Source organism: Alloprevotella sp. oral taxon 473 str. F0040, from assembly GCF_000318095.2.
Classification (GTDB): domain Bacteria; phylum Bacteroidota; class Bacteroidia; order Bacteroidales; family Bacteroidaceae; genus Alloprevotella.
Window position 1 is genome coordinate 204,679 of the sequence record NZ_KB290716.1, and the last position, 17,028, is coordinate 221,706.

Annotated in this window: 9 protein-coding genes and 1 riboswitch; of the genes, 6 read left to right on the forward strand and 3 right to left on the reverse strand. The window is 48.1% G+C overall.

From position 1 onward, the window contains the following. Positions 1-912: 912 nt before the first annotated feature. From HMPREF9999_RS05030 to HMPREF9999_RS05045, 4 genes are all read left to right on the forward strand, one after another. Positions 913-2,565, forward strand: coding sequence for a dipeptidase (locus tag HMPREF9999_RS05030; RefSeq protein WP_009437364.1), 1,653 nt, complete (start codon positions 913-915; stop codon positions 2,563-2,565). Between the two features lie 146 nt (positions 2,566-2,711). Beyond that, complete coding sequence (locus tag HMPREF9999_RS05035; RefSeq protein WP_009437365.1) at positions 2,712-4,727, forward strand: RelA/SpoT family protein; 2,016 nt, start codon at positions 2,712-2,714, stop codon at positions 4,725-4,727. Between the two features lie 263 nt (positions 4,728-4,990). After that, positions 4,991-7,717, forward strand: a complete 2,727-nt coding sequence (ppdK, locus tag HMPREF9999_RS05040; RefSeq protein ID WP_009437366.1) for a pyruvate, phosphate dikinase — start codon at positions 4,991-4,993, stop codon at positions 7,715-7,717. A 466-nt stretch (positions 7,718-8,183) separates the two neighbouring features. Continuing rightward, complete coding sequence (locus HMPREF9999_RS05045) at positions 8,184-9,491, forward strand: Fic family protein (protein WP_009437367.1); 1,308 nt, start codon at positions 8,184-8,186, stop codon at positions 9,489-9,491. A 402-nt stretch (positions 9,492-9,893) separates the two neighbouring features. On the opposite strand, the gene HMPREF9999_RS05050 is transcribed toward HMPREF9999_RS05045, so the two are convergent. The 3 genes from HMPREF9999_RS05050 to HMPREF9999_RS05060 all read right to left on the reverse strand — a co-directional run bounded on the left by HMPREF9999_RS05050 (position 9,894) and on the right by HMPREF9999_RS05060 (position 13,631). Continuing rightward, positions 9,894-10,502 (reverse strand): thiamine diphosphokinase, encoded by a 609-nt coding sequence (locus HMPREF9999_RS05050; protein ID WP_009437368.1) that lies wholly within the window; start codon positions 10,500-10,502, stop codon positions 9,894-9,896. Between the two features lie 59 nt (positions 10,503-10,561). Next, a complete protein-coding gene (gene pnuC / locus HMPREF9999_RS05055) occupies positions 10,562-11,224 on the reverse strand; it encodes a nicotinamide riboside transporter PnuC (protein ID WP_009437369.1) in 663 nt (220 codons plus the stop codon). Positions 11,225-11,453: 229 nt separating this feature from the next. Then, positions 11,454-13,631, reverse strand: coding sequence for a TonB-dependent receptor (locus tag HMPREF9999_RS05060; RefSeq protein ID WP_009437371.1), 2,178 nt, complete (start codon positions 13,629-13,631; stop codon positions 11,454-11,456). After that, a riboswitch (TPP riboswitch) is annotated at positions 13,630-13,728 on the reverse strand. Its footprint overlaps the gene before it by 2 nt. Positions 13,729-13,928: 200 nt before the next feature. Here HMPREF9999_RS05060 and HMPREF9999_RS09945 point away from each other — a divergent pair. Further along, complete coding sequence (locus HMPREF9999_RS09945) at positions 13,929-14,705, forward strand: helix-hairpin-helix domain-containing protein (protein WP_009437372.1); 777 nt, start codon at positions 13,929-13,931, stop codon at positions 14,703-14,705. 686 nt (positions 14,706-15,391) lie between these two features. Further along, the gene (locus tag HMPREF9999_RS05070) at positions 15,392-16,894 is read left to right on the forward strand and encodes a sensor histidine kinase (protein ID WP_009437374.1); all 1,503 of its coding nucleotides are present in this window, start codon (positions 15,392-15,394) and stop codon (positions 16,892-16,894) included. Positions 16,895-17,028 lie beyond the last annotated feature (134 nt).

The window sequence follows — 17,028 nt, forward strand, 5'->3', positions numbered from 1 at the left end:
AAACACGCGTAACTTATTGACATGCACGATATTGTATCACTTTGTAACAAAAACACCAGCAAAGCCCACAAAAAGCACTCCTAAACACGCGTAACTTATTGACATGCACGATATTGCATCACTTTTCAGTAAAAACACCAGCAAAACTCACAAAAAGCACTCCTAAACCCGCGTAACTTATTGACATGCACGATATTGCAGCACTTTGGAGCAAAAACACCAGCAAAACCTACAAAAAGCACTCCAAAACACACGTAACTTATTGACATGCACGATATTGCAGCACTTTGCAGCAAAAATATCAGCAAAGCCCACAAAAAGCACTCCAAAACATGTGCAAGTTCCTGCAAATGAAGATATTGCAGCAAGTTGCACAAAACGCTAAAAAGTCCTGTTTTTGAATCTGCAAGAAACGCACTTGCAAGTTCTTCATTTGCAGGAACTTGCAACACTTTCCCTCGCGTACGTACGCGCGCGATAACAAACAAACAAACGAACAAACAAACGAACGAACAAACGAAAATAGAAAAAGAGAATAAAAAGAAAAGATGGAACATTACCCAAGACATCCTTTCTCCTTCTTCAACTCTCACTCACCGCTCGAGAGATAAACACAAACAAATCTTAATTCGTCTAATTCCCCGAAACATGGGTTTCAAGGAGGAAGTAGAGAACAAAGTCTGTCGGAGAGGCAGTGCCTGAACCCATGGTAAGAGCATTCTTGCTAAAATAGCCAAGAAATAGCGAGATATCGCAGAAAAATGTAGCCTACTTACTGAATTATTTGTAACTTTGTCGCAGCGACCCTCTGTGAAGCAAATCTAGAAAAAGGCAGGAGATACGGCCAAAAACACAACCTTTTGCTATCATATATCGCGCAGCACCTATCAGAATCATCTAAATCATCCATAAATGAAACGAATACTGCTACTCTTTGTCGCCCTCTTTGCATTGGGGGCATCGGCTTGTACCAACCTACTCGTGGGCAAGAAGGCTTCCAAGAATGGTGAAGCCTACCTCACCTATAGTGCCGACTCCTACGGCATGTATGGCCGCTTGCTCCACTTCCCTGCTGGCACGCATGCTCCTGGCACGATGCGCCGTATTGTCGATGGCGACACACAAAAATATCTAGGTGAAATCCCCGAAGCTCCTGTGACCTACAACGTGGTGGGTAACATCAACGAACACCAAGTGGCCATCACCGAAACCACCTTCGGCGGACGTCATGAACTTGCTCCCAAGAACCCGATGGGAGGCATCGACTATGTGTCGCTCATGGCACTCGGTTTGCAGCGTGCTAAGACCGCTCGCGAAGCCATCAAGGTGATGACCGATCTCGTGGCTCGTCATGGCTATTCATCTGAAGGCGAATCTTTCTCCATCGCTGACCCCAATGAGGTGTGGATCATGGAGATGATCGGTAAAGGCGACGAAAAGAAAGGTGCAGTGTGGGTGGCAGTACGCATCCCCGACGACTGCATCAGTGCACACGCCAACCAAAGCCGCATCCACAAGTTTGACTTGAAAGACAAGAAGAATGTGATGTACGCCAAAGACGTGATCAAGTTTGCTCGCGAAAAGGGATATTTCTCTGGCAAAGATGCTGACTTCTCCTTCTCTGCAGCCTACTCTCCTGCCGACTTCGGTAGCCAGCGTTTCTGCGATGCTCGTGCTTGGTCGCTCTTCAACCGCTTCGTGGACGGTATGGACAAATATGTGGACTTCGTAGACGGTAAACACATCGGCACCAGCGAAGTGATGCCCCTTTATTTCAAGCCCAAAGCTCCTTTGGCACTCACGGATGTGATGGAAGCTATGCGCGACCACTACGAAGGTACGCCTTTCGACATCACCACCAACGCGGGTGCTGGCACCAATGGAGCACCTTATCGCCCTTCTCCTTTGACTTGGGAATACCAAGGCAAGAAGTATTTCAACGAACGTCCTGTCTCTACCCACCAAGCTAGTTTCGTGATTGTAGCACAGCTGCGTGGCCATCTGCCCAACCCCGTGGGTGGTGTGCTGTGGTTTGCCAACGACGAAGCCAACACCACTCCATTTGTGCCCATCTACTGCTCATTGACCAAGGTGCCTGAATGCTTCGATGATGCCACAGCCAACGACCACACCTTCTCGTGGAAGAGTGCTTTCTGGCTCTGCAACTGGGTGTCTAACATGGTGTATCCACGCTACGACCAACTCTACCCTACCGTGGCAAAGCGACGCGACAACATGGAAGAATATATGCTCAATGCTCAGAAGGCAGCGGATGCTTCTTTGCTCCGCACCTTCCAGCAAAATCCTAGCGATTTCTCGGCTGAAGTGAATGGCTATGCACAAGAATGGGCCAATATCCTGATGACCGACTGGAAGGCCTTGGGAGAATATCTCGTGATGAAATTCAACGACCAAGTGGTGAAAAAAGAAACACGTGATGGCAAATGGGAGCTTACGCCCGATGGCATCTGCGTGTCGCCCGAACGTCCTGGTTATCCCGAACAATATCGTGGCATCCTCATTCGCGAAACGGGAGATAAATACCTCGTTCCCGAAAAGAATTAGTCGCTCTATGCAGCAGGAATATCGGGATATTCCCTGCTGCATGTAGACCAACAATGAGGGGGGTATGTCAAAAGCCGAAAGGTGATTTCCTAACGAATGTTTTGGCATAGCCCCCTATTGTTCCACCTCATCATCCACAAGAACTTATGAATGCTTTTGCTCCACACCATTTTACCGACAAAAGACTCATCGCAGAGTTTGGATTTGATGCACAAGAAATCGCACAAGCTACGCTCGATTTGGCAGCCAACGAGATTGGTCTGAAAGACTGGACTCCCTCGGCCGAAGACATTATGGCCTTTGAACGCGTGCACGAACTGGAATCGCTCAACGAAGAGATGTTGAAGACGGACAACTTTCGCAACTTGCTCGTTTCGCAGGCGGCGGATATGCGCGTGGTGCTGTTGCTCATAGCAGGATGTGTGGTGATGATGCGCCGCGTCAAAGACACGGAAGCTAAAGCGGCACAACGCAGACTCGCCATAGAAGCCGCTCATATCTATGCACCTTTGGCGCACAAACTCGGACTCTACAAACTGAAGTCGGAGCTGGAAGACCTTTCGCTCAAATATCTGGAGACGGAAGCCTACTACATGATCAAAGAGGCACTCAATGCCACCAAGAAATCGCGCGATGCCTACATTGAAAACTTCCTCGCACCTATCCATACCATGCTGCAAGAAGCTGGACTGCGCTACCACATGAAAGGGCGCACGAAGAGCATCCACTCCATTTGGCAGAAGATGAAGAAGCAGAAGTGCGGATTTGAGAAAGTGTATGACCTCTTTGCCATCCGCATCATCTTAGACTCAGCTCCCAACAAAGAGGTGGCGGAGTGCTGGAAGGTCTTTTCGCTCATCACCAACAAATATGAGTCGAACCTCAAACGCCTGCGCGACTGGGTGACCGTGCCCAAGAGCAATGGGTATGAGAGTTTGCACGTCACAGTACTAGGCCCTGAAAATAAGTGGGTGGAAGTGCAGATCCGCACGGAGCGCATGGACGAAGTGGCAGAGCGTGGTCTTGCCGCACACTGGAGATACAAGGGCGTGAAGAGCAGCGAAGGTGGTGTGGACTCGTGGTTGGCTGGCATCCGCACAGCTCTCGAGGAAGGGCGCGACCCACACGTGGACGACAATGAGGGATTGAAAGAAAACTCCATCTATGTGTTCACCCCTAAAGGCGACTTATTCAAACTGCCCGTGGGCAGCACCGTACTTGACTTTGCCTACCTCATCCACTCTAAAGTGGGCAACCGTTGCGTGGGAGGCATCGTAGACGGCAAGAACGTGTCTCTTCGCCAAGTGTTGGCCAGTGGACAGCGCGTGGAGGTGCTCGTGTCGAACAATCAACAACCGCGCCTCGAATGGCTCAACCTTGTGGTGTCGGGGCATGCAAAGTCGAAGATTCGCCAATCGCTCCGCGAAATCAAGAGCCGCGATAGTGCGATGGGCAAGGAGGTGCTGGAGCGCAAACTGAAGAATCGCAAGTTGGAATGGGATGAAAGCATACTCAACCAGCTCATCAAGAAATTGAACTACAAGGAAGCGGGCGATTTCTTTGCAGACATCCTGGACAATAAGATTGACCTCAACGCAACGCTCGACACGTATGTGGAATTGCAGAAGCGCGATGCGGGTGTGGGTGAACGGGCTGAGGTGAAGAGTGCCGAAGAGTTCAACTTCCGCGAGGTGGTAGAACCCATATCTGGAGCTTCAGACGATGTGCTCGTGATCGACCGCAACCTCAAAGGTGTGGAATTTCAAATGGCACGCTGCTGTCACCCTGTCTACGGAGACGACGTCTTTGGCTTTGTGTCGGTGTCGGGCGGGATTAAGATTCACCGCGAAACGTGTCCCAATGCGCACGACATGCGTACCCGCTTCCCCTATCGCATCGTCAAGGCACGATGGGCAGGCAAAGGGGGCAGCACGTATCCCATCACTCTGCACGTGGTGGGGCAAGATGACTTGGGCATCGTGAACAATATCACCTCCATCATCGCTAAAGAAGAACACATCATGCTCCGCAACATCTCGATAGAAAGCAATGAGGGATTGTTCTATGGCGAACTGACGGTGATGGTAGACGACACCACTCAGCTCAATGGACTCATCAAAAAAATCCGCACCGTGCGGGGAGTGAAAGCAGTGAGCCGATGATTCGCTCAGTCTTCAACTATAAAGAAAAAGAGCGTTCTCTGCTCTAAAAGGCTTTCAAGCTTTGTCTTATGCGATATTTTCGAGGTAGAATGACTGATTCTTCCTCGAAATTTCGTATCTTCGCAAGCACGTTTTTCAAGCCCAAATGAAATACTTATAAAATCATCAACTCAACATAGCAAAAACGACCAAAAAAGTTTGGAGAATTGCTGAAGTTGAGTTATATTTGCAGCAACGAAATATAATTAAATATCACAAGCAATATGGAACAAGTAAAAAGAGTGTACACTTTCGGTAACGGACAGGCTGAAGGTGATGCTACTATGCGAGATCTCCTCGGTGGTAAAGGTGCCAACCTTGCAGAAATGAACAAGATTGGTGTGCCTGTACCTCCTGGATTCACCATCACCACCGACACCTGTAACGACTATTATAAAGTAGGTCAAGAAGAGATTATCCGTCAGCTCACCGACCAAGTGAATGCGGCTATCGCTACAACTGAACAAAGCATGAACAGCAAGTTTGGCGATCCCACCAATCCTCTCTTGCTTTCTGTACGTTCGGGTGCTCGTGCTTCAATGCCTGGTATGATGGACACCATCCTCAACCTCGGTTTGAACGACACTGTAGCCGAAGGTCTTGTGGCTAAAACTGGTAATCCTCACTTCGTTTACGACTCTTATCGTCGTTTCGTGCAAATGTACGGTGACGTCGTGCTTGGCATGAAGCCCGAAAACAAGGAAGATATCGACCCATTTGAAGCTATCATCGAAGAGGTGAAGGCTATCCGTAGCATCCACCTCGACAAGGATCTCACCGTAGAAGAACTCAAAGATCTCGTAGAGCGCTTCAAGAAGGCTATTAAAGACAACACTGGTCACGACTTCCCCACAGATCCTAAAGAACAACTTTGGGGTGCTGTGTGCGCTGTGTTCCGCAGCTGGATGAACGAACGCGCTATCCTCTATCGTAAGATGGAAAGCATCCCCGACGAATGGGGTACGGCTGTGAACGTGCAAGCCATGGTGTTCGGTAACATGGGCGAAACTTCAGCTACTGGTGTTTGCTTCAGCCGCGATGCTGGTAATGGTGAAAACCTCTTCAATGGTGAATACCTCGTTAATGCACAAGGTGAAGACGTGGTGGCTGGTATCCGCACTCCACAACAAATCACCAAGATTGGTGCTCAACGCTGGGCTGAACGCGCTGGTATTAGCGAAGAAGAACGCGTAGCTAAGTATCCTTCTATGGAAGAAGCTATGCCCGAAATCTACGCTGAACTCGATGCCCTCCAAAACAAGCTCGAACAGCACTACCGCGACATGCAAGACATGGAATTTACCGTACAAGAAGGTAAACTTTGGTTCTTGCAAACTCGTAACGGTAAGCGCACGGGTACGGCTATGGTGAAGATCGCTATAGACCTCCTCCACGAAGGTATGATCGATGAGAAGACGGTCATCAAGCGTTGCGAACCCAACAAGCTCGATGAGCTCCTCCACCCTGTCTTCAACAAGAAGGCACTCGCTGGTGCACACGAGATCACTCGCGGTCTTCCCGCTTCTCCTGGTGCAGCTTGCGGTCAAATCGTCTTCCACGCTGACGATGCTGAAGCTTGGCACGAAGCTGGTAAGAAGGTGATCATGGTGCGCATCGAAACTTCTCCCGAAGACCTCGCTGGTATGGCAGCCGCAGAAGGTATCCTCACCGCTCGTGGTGGTATGACTTCGCACGCAGCTGTTGTGGCACGCGGTATGGGTAAGTGCTGCGTGTCTGGTGCTGGCGGCATCGTGGTAGACTACAAGGCTCGCACGATGACCGTTGATGGTCTTACTTTGAAAGAAGGTGACTTCATCTCATTGAACGGTACCACTGGTTGCGTATACGCTGGTGAAATCCAAACTGAAGCTGCTGAACTCAGCGGTGACTTCGCAGAATTGATGGAACTCTGCAGCAAGTATGCTAAGCTCCAAGTGCGCACAAACGCTGACACTCCTCAAGATGCGAAAGTGGCTCGTGACTTCGGTGCTGTAGGGATCGGTCTTTGCCGCACAGAGCACATGTTCTTCGAAGCAGAGAAGATCGTGGCTATGCGCGAAATGATTTTGAGCGAAACTGCAGAAGGTCGCGAAAAGGCTTTGGCGAAGATTCTTCCTTACCAAAAGGCTGACTTCCTCGGCATCTTCCGCGCTATGGATGGTTGCCCCGTGAATGTTCGTCTCCTCGATCCTCCTCTCCATGAATTTGTGCCTCACAACCAAGCAGGTCAAGAAGAAATGGCGAAAGCAATGGGTGTGACTGTGGAATACATCCACCAACGCGTGAACAGTCTTGTTGAAGCGAATCCAATGCTCGGTCACCGTGGTTGCCGTTTGGGTAACACTTACCCCGAAATCACCGCTATGCAGACTCGCGCTATCCTCGGTGCAGCTGTGGAATTGAAGAAGGAAGGTCTTGATCCTCACCCCGAAATCATGGTGCCTCTCACGGGTATCCTCTATGAGTTTGAAAACCAAGAGAAGGTGATTCGCGACACTGCTGCTGCTCTCTTCGCAGAAGAAGGTGTGAGCGTAGACTTCAAGGTGGGTACGATGATCGAAATCCCCCGTGCTGCTTTGACTGCTAACCGCATTGCAACTCGCGCTGAATACTTCTCATTCGGTACCAACGACCTCACGCAGATGACCTTCGGTTACTCTCGTGACGACATCGCTAGCTTCCTCCCCGTATATCTCGAGAAGAAGATTTTGAAGGTAGACCCCTTCCAAGTGCTCGACCAAAACGGCGTAGGTCAGCTCGTAGAGATGGCAGTAGAGAAGGGTCGCGCTGTACGTCCCGAACTCAAGTGCGGTATCTGCGGTGAACATGGTGGTGAACCAAGCTCTGTGAAGTTCTGCCACCGCGTAGGCCTCAACTATGTGAGCTGCTCACCTTTCCGTGTGCCTATCGCTCGCCTCGCTGCTGCCCAAGCTGCTGTCGAAGAACTCTAGTCGAAAAAGGCTAGACAAAGAAGGCTAGTCCAAAATGTCTAGAAGACCGTCTTACCTCAAAGCATTCCCTCGAATGTCTTTGATTAAGACCATAACATCACTTCATCCACCTCTTTCGAGGTGGATGAAGTTTTTTGTTGCTGTCAAGAAATCGGATGAAGAGGATTGTGTCTACCAAGAAAAAGTAGATGAAGACTTCTTTGTCTGTATGGAGAGCTAGTGTATAATAGAAAGAGATACAACATAACCCATCATAACTATCCGAGCATCACTGCATTATATTCAGCAACGGAGCATGCTACAAAGCGGCTTTGAGAGAAAATATAGCTTTGTAGCTACTGACCAATCAGTATATTCCTGTTTTTGACTCCAAACACACTGAATCCTACTACTGAATACCACAAATTCTTTCCAATATTTGCAAGATTGGAAAGAATAGGATAACTTTGTACTAAACTCATAAGTTATGGTAATAGAACAACCTCCTCATATCGAAGACAAGGATTTACTTTCTGCAATGATTCTGCCTGAAAATTCTCAAGTTAGTGAGATAATAGACAAAATCAATGAAACCTTTGAATACTGGGATTCTATAAAATATAGGAAGTGTCCATTAGGTTGCACTTCACATCAGTTGTGGACTCTAGTTAAGGCTTCAAGAATAAAAAACTCAATAAGAATATGGAATAAATATGGTGTAAAATTGAGTTTGACAAATTCAATGCAGAGAATATGCCATCTTTTTGATATGAGTTGGGGCGGTAGCTGGGGGCATAGTTCAACTATTGACTCTAACAACAAAGAACAATACTTGATTAGTTCTTTGATGGAAGAGGCCATTTATTCTAGCCAAATGGAAGGTGCAGCAACCACAAGAAAAGTGGCAAAAGACATGCTCCGAAAAAAGATGACTCCCAAGGACAAGTCTCAACAAATGATTCATAATAACTTTCAAACCATACAATATATTGTAGAACATAAGAATGAACCTTTGTCTGAAGAGTTATTGCTACAAGTGCACTGGCTTATGACCGATAAAACGATGCAGCATCCAGAAGATGCTGGGCGCATCAGAAACAATAATGATGTTGTTGTAGAGAATGGCATTACTCACGAAACCGTACATGTCCTACCTTCTTATGAAGAGATTCCGCAATTCATAGAAGAACTCTGCAGTTTTTTCAACGAACAAAACCCTCGCCAATTCATACACCCAATCATTCGTGGTATAGTAATCCACTTCATGATTTCATATATTCACCCTTTTGTTGATGGTAATGGTCGAACAGCCAGAGCTATGTTCTATTGGTATATGCTAAAACAAGGATATTGGCTCACTGAATACCTATCAATTTCACGAGTCATAGCTAAGTCAAAAAAAGCATACGAAAAAGCCTTCCTATCTACAGAGGCTGACGAGATGGATATAGGCTACTTCGTCGCATACAACTTGAAAGTTTTGGAACAGTCTTTTCAGCAACTACAAAATTATATCAAAAGAAAGCAGGAAGAGAAAAAGGCAGCAAGCATAATTTTGCGTATGGGAAACTTCAATGAGCGTCAGGCACAAATCATTAAAATGTTTGATGATGATCCTAATACATTAGTTACCATCAAAGACTTGCAGGTGAAATTTGGCATAAGCCCAACAACTGCAAAGACAGATATCATCGGCTTATTGGAAAAAGAGCTGATTTCAGAAATTGCATTGAACAGAGTCAAGAGAGCCTATATTAAAGGCAATAAGCTAGACGAACTGCTATCCTCAAAGTAAAAACTACAATACAATTCTTTCCAATCTTGCCAATATTGGAAAGAATTCTCAGAATACAAGAGAAAAAACTGACCTATGGAATCCTAGAATTGTAGGACTTACAGCCTATTATTTGTCGTTCTGTGGGGAGGGTAATAACTGTATGTTCGAGCGATTAGATAGAAGTTATATCGCTATCATCAAGCCGCTAAATTAAAATCTAGATAACTAAAATGATGGCTGACAAAGGTTCAGCTCAGAAAAGAAAGCAAGCCTCAAGGTTCTTGTTGTGGTCAATCGCACACAAACAAGAACAATGGGGCTTACTGTGAAACATAGTATAGAAAGTATAGAGATGACGCTCATGGCCTACCTCCAAAAAGGCAGAGAGGAGCGTTGAGAGAATGGTATTACACGGAAGTCTTAGTCCGGCTGCGCAACATAGAGTAAGAAAGTGCCCTTGGCATGCACGGCAATGTCGGGACGAGTCGCCACATTCAGCGTGCCTTGCCAGAGTTTGGTGAAGTCATAGAGCGGATACTGCAATCCCTCGGCTGAAAAATAGCTTGCGCCAAAATTCCAGATGGAGATTTCTTGCCCCACCCCCACCGTCAAACGCTTCGTATCGCGGCAAGGATAGAAGGTGCCAAAGTCACTCACCATGATTACCTCGCGGTGCTCCTCGGCATAGTCCATGAGTAACGCCAGATTCGCCAAGGCATGATCTTCACGCCTACCCGTAGCACCGAGAATCACATACTCATCGCGACGCCCCAACTTGAGACAGTGGTGAAAAGTCTTGGAGAGATCATTAGTTTCTTGTTCGGAGATGCGCACGATGCGATCGGCAAAAGTAGCGGCCACCTCGGGAGCTATCGAATCGCCGTCGCCCACGATGACATCAGGATGGAAGCCCGCAGCCACACAAGCATTGGCCGCTCCATCGCAACAAGCGATGAAGTCTGCCTCACGCAAGTATTGCAAGGCATGCAAAGTCGTAGGGAAAAGCCCAGAAGCAAGAATAACGGTCATAACTAGTCAACGCTAGAAGGTGAGAAAAAGGATATAGAGGATAGCAGCTAGCAAACGCGCTACGCTACAGCCTGCTGTTGATGGTGGAGCTTGCGCCATTCTGCCCAACCCACAAACGACATCACGAGATAGAGCATGAAGAGGGCAGCCCAAAAGAAGTTGGCTTGCGCCACATACATGGCCACATAGCCCACATTGACGACTATCCAAACAATCCAGTTTTCCATATACTTTCGTGAAATCAACCACATTCCCGTGCAGCTCAAGGCAGTTGCGGCTGCATCGATAAGCGGATTTTGTGGCGTGGCTACAGAAATACCCAACCAACTACTGCCCAGCAAAGCGTGGATGTTGGTGAGAAACACATAGATCATCAGGAAGATGAGGGCGGAGATTAGCAACAGGGGAAGAAGTTTTCGGTGGGGTGTACGATAGATCACGAACACTCCCTCATCGGTCACCTCCTCTTTTTTGAAGAAAATGGCCTGAAGTGCCACGACAAGATAATAGAAAAACAAGGCAGCCGTAGCAAAATTTCCTTGCACAAAATTCACATACACAAACGGCAACGCATTGAGTGCCGAGGCAATCCAAAACTTAGGATTGGCCTTATATTGCAGATACACATAAGGCAAACCGAGCAAGGTGCCCAAGAGAACCAACGCTCCATTCACTGCATTGTCGGAAGAGAAAAAGAGTAAAAAATCAGTGAGTGTAGTCATGATGTTAAGGAGTTATGCGAAGAAGGCGAGGAATCGAAAATGATAGTTTTTATATTCTTCGAGAAAGCTAAGGAGTTCTTCCCTGAAGGGCCATCACTGCTCCAATGCAGCTGCCACTTGTCACTATCATCGACAGCAACAAGTGGCAGGGCAATGATGGCATTAATCTCGCGCGAGTGCGTTTGTCCCCCAAAAACAAAGGACAAATACCTGGCACAAGCACGAAATACTAGAACTTCAAGGAGAGATTGACCATGAAGTTGCGATCCGCCATGGGATAGAAACGAGGATCGCTCATGATTTCGTTGGTAGCACTCAAATATGATTGCGAGTATCCGTTGGTCTCATACATCGTGTCGAGGAGGTTATACACGGTGCCTCCCACAGTGATTTCCTTGAAACCACGAAGTTTGAAGGTGTAGCTCGCATTGAGGTGCGACACAAAGTAGGCATCGAGCGAGTTTTCCTTCATTTCCAGGTTGTCGAGATATTGACGTCCCACATATTGTGAGGTCAAACTAGCGGCAAATCCTTTGTAGTTGTAGGCAAGAATGCTATTCGCCACGACAGCTGGAGAGAAAGAAATCGTGGTACTGCTCTTGGTGGGTAGGGCAACAGACTTTTCCCAGTTAGCATCGGGGAGGTAAGGGGTGTAGTCCTTGATCTTATTTTCGCTCAACGACACATTGATGTCCCAGCGGAAGTGCTGACTGGGCTTCCAAGCACCAGCCAACTCCACACCCATGCGGTAGCTCTTCGCTACATTTTCAGACACCGCTTCGCCAATGTCGTTCAAACGTCCATTGAGCACAAACTGGTTCTTGTAGTCCATGAAGTAACCACCCACAGAGGCTTCCCAAGTGCGGTTAGCGATGCGATAGCCCACCTCATAGTCCATGAGACGCTCCGCCAGAGGAGAGTGCGCATTGTCAAACTCCTTCTCGTAGTTGTTGCGCGTTGGTTCGCGATGCGCCACACTCAGCGAAGCATAAGCCTGCTGGTTGCGAGCGATGAGCCAAGTGGCACCCACTTTGGGATTGAAGAAGTGGAACTGCTCGTTGGTGTCGTGCACCGCCTTCTTGTCGGACGTGCCGTCGATGCGGTAGTCGATGTTGCGATATTGGAGATCGGCAAAGAGGTTGAGCTGATTGAACAATTTATAATTGGCACGTGCAAAGATGTTGTAGTCCAACTTCTTACCCGTGTTGTCGTAATATCTGCGTTTCGTGTCGAGCGTACCCACATAGTCCTTCACCCAATGCACTTCACCAAAGTGGTCATTGTTGAAGTAGTTGAGCGCTTGTCCGAAAGTGAAATCAAAACCACCATCCTTGTATTCCAAAGAAGTGATGGCACCGCCGAAGTTACCTTCAAGGTTCTTGCGGCGCACGATGTCAGTTTTTGCGATTTCCTTTCCATTGAGCATGAAAGGCTTCAGCCCGAAACTCTTCAGTTTCTTGTTGTTTTTGTATTCTTCATAGTAACCAAAGCCATAGGTGTAGTGCAAAGCTGCATTGAAATTCCAATGCTCGTCGATGCGCTGCGTGAGCAGAGCTTGAGCGTGCTGTTGGAAATAGTAGTCAATCTGATTATCATAGAAAGACTTTGTGGCCTTGATGTATCCGTTAGGGTTGTAGGTGCGGTTGGTTTTGAGCTGCTCACGGCTGATACCGTCCCACGCATGGTAGGTGCGCTCCTTACCGCCAAAGGCGATGAGCTTCAAAGTCGTTCCTTCGTTGATATAAGCCAACTGGGCGAAATAGGAACCCAGGCGAGCAGAACTGCGGTCGCGATAGCCCTCGGAAGAGAGATAAGACAGACGGGCATCAAAAGTCCAGTGGTTGGCGAACAATCCCGTACCAGCCTTCACCGTGTTTTTGGTGGTAGTGAACGAGCCAAACGAACCAGCATACAAGGCATAAGGCGAAGCACTCAAGCGGTCGGTGGTCATGTTCACACTCGCGCCAAAAGCAGCAGCACCATTGGTGGAGGTGCCCACACCGCGTTGGAGCTGAATGTCATTGACCGACGACACCAAGTCGGGCGTGTCCACCCAGTAGAAGGTGTGTGCCTCAGGGTCGTTGAGAGGAATGCCGTTGTTGGTCACATTGATGCGCTCTCCCACGGTGCCACGCACGCGCATGCTGGTGTAGCCAATGCCAGTGCCGGCATCGGATGTAGTCACCACATTGGGAAGCGTGGAAAGAAGGAAGGGAATATCTTGCCCGAAATTCACCTTTTCAATCGCTTTCTTGTCGAGGTTAGAAAAGGCCAGAGGGGTCTTGTTGGTGGCACGATTGGTCACTACTTGAGCTTCGCCCAAATGTTTCGTGCGAGTGGTATCCGCCTTTTGGGCAGATGCCACCAAAGCTGCAGCAAAGCAGCTCAGGAGAATGGTTTTTCTCATTAGAAACTATTTTAATTACTACGCCGGCATTATCCGGATCAGTTCATAAGGGTGTATTCTCAGCTCCGTAGTTATCGGGGCACCCCCTTAAAATCGGCTGCAAAGGTAGCGATTTATTTCGAGATGACATGATTATCAATGTACATTCTATCTTTTTATCGGATTTATAGGATTAAGATGCGCCACGCATGCCAGAAAATTGTAATTTTGTAAAACTGAACATCACGTCTTTTCCATTTTTCCTCTGCTTGTCTTTGTGTCCTCCACAAGAACATCGCAGAAGCCTCCCTTCTTCCTATGAAAAAGAAAACACCTCGTTCTTCACATCCACATCAAGGAGTCTTGGCACTCGCCATCGCCCTTGTAGTGATTGTTGTGGTCAAAATCTTCCTCCTCCCCTTGCTCTCTCCCTCTTCTACGGAAAAGTCTGTGACCACTTCGGCTGCCGACCAACAAGAGATACTGGCCTTTGAGCGACAAAGGCTGCGCGACTCTTTGGCACGTGTGGAGAGATGGGCTGCAGAACGCAAAGCCCGACAGTGGGCACGCGAGGAACGACAACGCGCCTATGATGCACAACGCGCCATTTGGGCTGCTGAGAAGGCCGAACGTGCAGCTCTTCGCGCTGCTCAACAAGCACGCTATGACAGCCTTGTGCGTAGCCGTCCGCAAAAGCTCGCCAAAGGGGCACAGGTGGATGCCAATGCTGCCGACACCACACAGTGGCAGCGCGTGCCTGGTGTGGGACATGCCTACGCACAAGCCATTGTGCGTTATCGCGAACGGCTGGGAGGCTTCGTTTCGACAGCGCAGCTTCATGACATCGAGTCATTGCCTCACGACATCACCCGATATGTCTCCATTGCTCCGCATCCTACGGTGCATCGCATTGCGGTGAATCGTGCCACCTTCAAAGAGCTGCTTCGACATCCTTATCTCAACTACGATCAGGTGAAAGCCATCATGCATCATCGACAACGCATCGGCCCATTGCGCGATTGGGAAGACTTGCGTGGGAATGCGGCTTTTAACGAAAAGGATTGGGAGCGACTACAGCCATATTTTTCATTTTAAGAGCTTCTTGACAGGGCCGAACCTCACCTTCTGCGCAGGCTTCACCCTTAAAGCTCGCAGCTGTGTCCCAAAAAGGCAGCTGTGTCCCAAAAAGTCGGAGAGTTCTTGGAATATCTCCGACTTTTTTCTGTATCTCTCCGAGATTTCACCTCATCTCTCCGAGCATTTAGTTCATATCTCCGAGCGTTTCACTCATCTCTCCGAAATATATTGGAGCATCATAGAGCTTGAGCTTCTGTAGAGCTTATTATTGTACAAACAAATTCGGCATATTTTTATAAATAAGGAAATTGAGAAAATAAACGAGTTGAGAGGAAATATAACAATCTGCACCTCTCTACCATTTTTCTCGTCCGGTAGCCTCGTTGAGAAGCGCAAGTTTTATCTTGACAAGTGGCTAGAATGCCCTCATTCAGGGTCTTTTCGATGAGCCAACAAAGCCACAGGCTATTTCTAAAATCACGTGCATACGCGTGAGGATCACACAAATCCTCTACAACAGTGATTGCTCACCCTAAAAAATGAGCAAATAGAGACAAAGTTTTCAATAATTTGATACCCAAATTGAGATACTTTACTGCATAGAGCAACAAGCAAAACTAGGAATTTATGTTAAATATCTTGACTCCCTAGGATTCATAGATAAACAAATATGCTTCTGTCTCAAAATTGTTTATTTTTGCAATATGAAGAAGAGAACCATTTGGAGCATTGCCATTGCCATGGGGATAGCACTCGCTGCACTCATCGGCACGCAGTTCTACTATCTCAACGAGGTGGTGGAAACGCGCCGCAAGCAGTTTGACGAGAATGTCAAGCGTGCCCTCTACCAGGCAGCTCGCAATTTGGAACTCCGTGAGGTGGAAGCCAACCTCGAAAAGGAATTGCTCGCCAATGAGTCCATGCACCGCCAGCAAATGACTGCCGAGAAAGCCACAGAGGCTCTCAAACAAGCTGATGCAGACACGAGCGTTGCCATCAAAGGAATGGCCTACCCCACCCCTATTCGGCTATCAGACAGCGCAGCTCTCTCTTCGGTGATGACCGAAAAAATGCGACAGCGACTGCTTCACCAAAAAGATTTACTCAATGAGGTGATCTACGAGAGCCTGTACATGCCTGATGATCGACCTCTAGAACAGCGCATCCGGCGCACTGATGTGGATAACGCGCTCAAAACTGAACTCCAACACAATGGCATAGACTTGCGCCAAGTGGGCTATCATTTCCAAGTGCTCACCGTGGATGGCCGAGAAGTGGTGCGATGCCCAGACTTCAGCACTGCGTTCAACGAAGCGGTCTACCGCGAACCGATTTTCGAGCATGGCTCTCCTGCTCACATGGGTTTCCTCTTGGTACGCTTCCCTGGTGCTAACGAGTATATCCTGAGTTCCACGAAATTCGTTCTGCCTTCCATCGGATTCAGTTTTTTGGTGCTGGGCATCTTTGTATTCACCATCTACAGCATCTTCCGCCAAAAGAAACTCTCGCAGATGAAGACGGACTTCATCAACAACATGACCCACGAACTGAAGACACCCATCGCTTCGATTTCACTGGTGTCACAAATGTTATCGGACGAAAGCATGCACTTCAGCGAAGAGTCCCTGCGACGAAACTATAAGGTAATTGCTGACGAAACGAAACGACTGCGCCTGCTTGTCGAGAAAGTGCTGCAACTCTCGATGTTTGACAACACACAAGCAGCTAACTTTAAGTTTGACGAGCTCGATGCAGATGCAGTGGTGGCCGAAGTGGCATCGACCTTCCAGCTCAAAGTAGAAGCTGCTGGGGGTAAACTAGAGACAATGCTCGATGCAGAAGATCCCATCATATTGGCCGACTCGATGCACTTCACCAACTTGATCAACAATCTCCTCGAGAATGCTCTCAAATATAGCCGGCCTGACGTTCCTCCACACCTTGTAGTGAGCACACGCAACGAAGGAAAAGCTCTCAAAATTAGCATCTCGGACAATGGATTGGGCATCAAGAAAGAAAATCTCAAACGCATCTTTGAACGCTTCTACCGTGTGCACACGGGCAATGTGCACAATGTGCGCGGCGTGGGCATTGGACTGGCCTATGTGGCAGGCGTGGTGAAAGCCCATAATGGAACGATAGTTGCGGAAAGCGAATATGGCAAAGGCACTACGTTCACCATCTCCATTCCTTTGCTCTCTCCCTAACTCAAGAGAAAACTGCAGGCGCAAGCTAGGGCCAGCTTATGAACTAAGCCATTAAAGACCAAGCCTTGCTGCCTCAACAATAGAAAGAAAGTGGACAAGCTGTTCCACCAACGTGGCTCAAATGCCACACAACA

What these genes read in the sequence shown, in the direction of transcription:
- HMPREF9999_RS05035 (WP_009437365.1), top strand. Translation starts at nt 2,712, where the DNA reads ATGAATGCTTTTGCTCCACACCATTTTACCGACAAAAGACTCATCGCA.
- pnuC (WP_009437369.1), bottom strand. Translation starts at nt 11,224, where the DNA reads ATGACTACACTCACTGATTTTTTACTCTTTTTCTCTTCCGACAATGCA.
- HMPREF9999_RS05045 (WP_009437367.1), top strand. Translation starts at nt 8,184, where the DNA reads ATGGTAATAGAACAACCTCCTCATATCGAAGACAAGGATTTACTTTCT.
- HMPREF9999_RS09945 (WP_009437372.1), top strand. Translation starts at nt 13,929, where the DNA reads ATGAAAAAGAAAACACCTCGTTCTTCACATCCACATCAAGGAGTCTTG.
- HMPREF9999_RS05060 (WP_009437371.1), bottom strand. Translation starts at nt 13,631, where the DNA reads ATGAGAAAAACCATTCTCCTGAGCTGCTTTGCTGCAGCTTTGGTGGCA.
- HMPREF9999_RS05030 (WP_009437364.1), top strand. Translation starts at nt 913, where the DNA reads ATGAAACGAATACTGCTACTCTTTGTCGCCCTCTTTGCATTGGGGGCA.
- HMPREF9999_RS05050 (WP_009437368.1), bottom strand. Translation starts at nt 10,502, where the DNA reads ATGACCGTTATTCTTGCTTCTGGGCTTTTCCCTACGACTTTGCATGCC.
- HMPREF9999_RS05070 (WP_009437374.1), top strand. Translation starts at nt 15,392, where the DNA reads ATGAAGAAGAGAACCATTTGGAGCATTGCCATTGCCATGGGGATAGCA.
- ppdK (WP_009437366.1), top strand. Translation starts at nt 4,991, where the DNA reads ATGGAACAAGTAAAAAGAGTGTACACTTTCGGTAACGGACAGGCTGAA.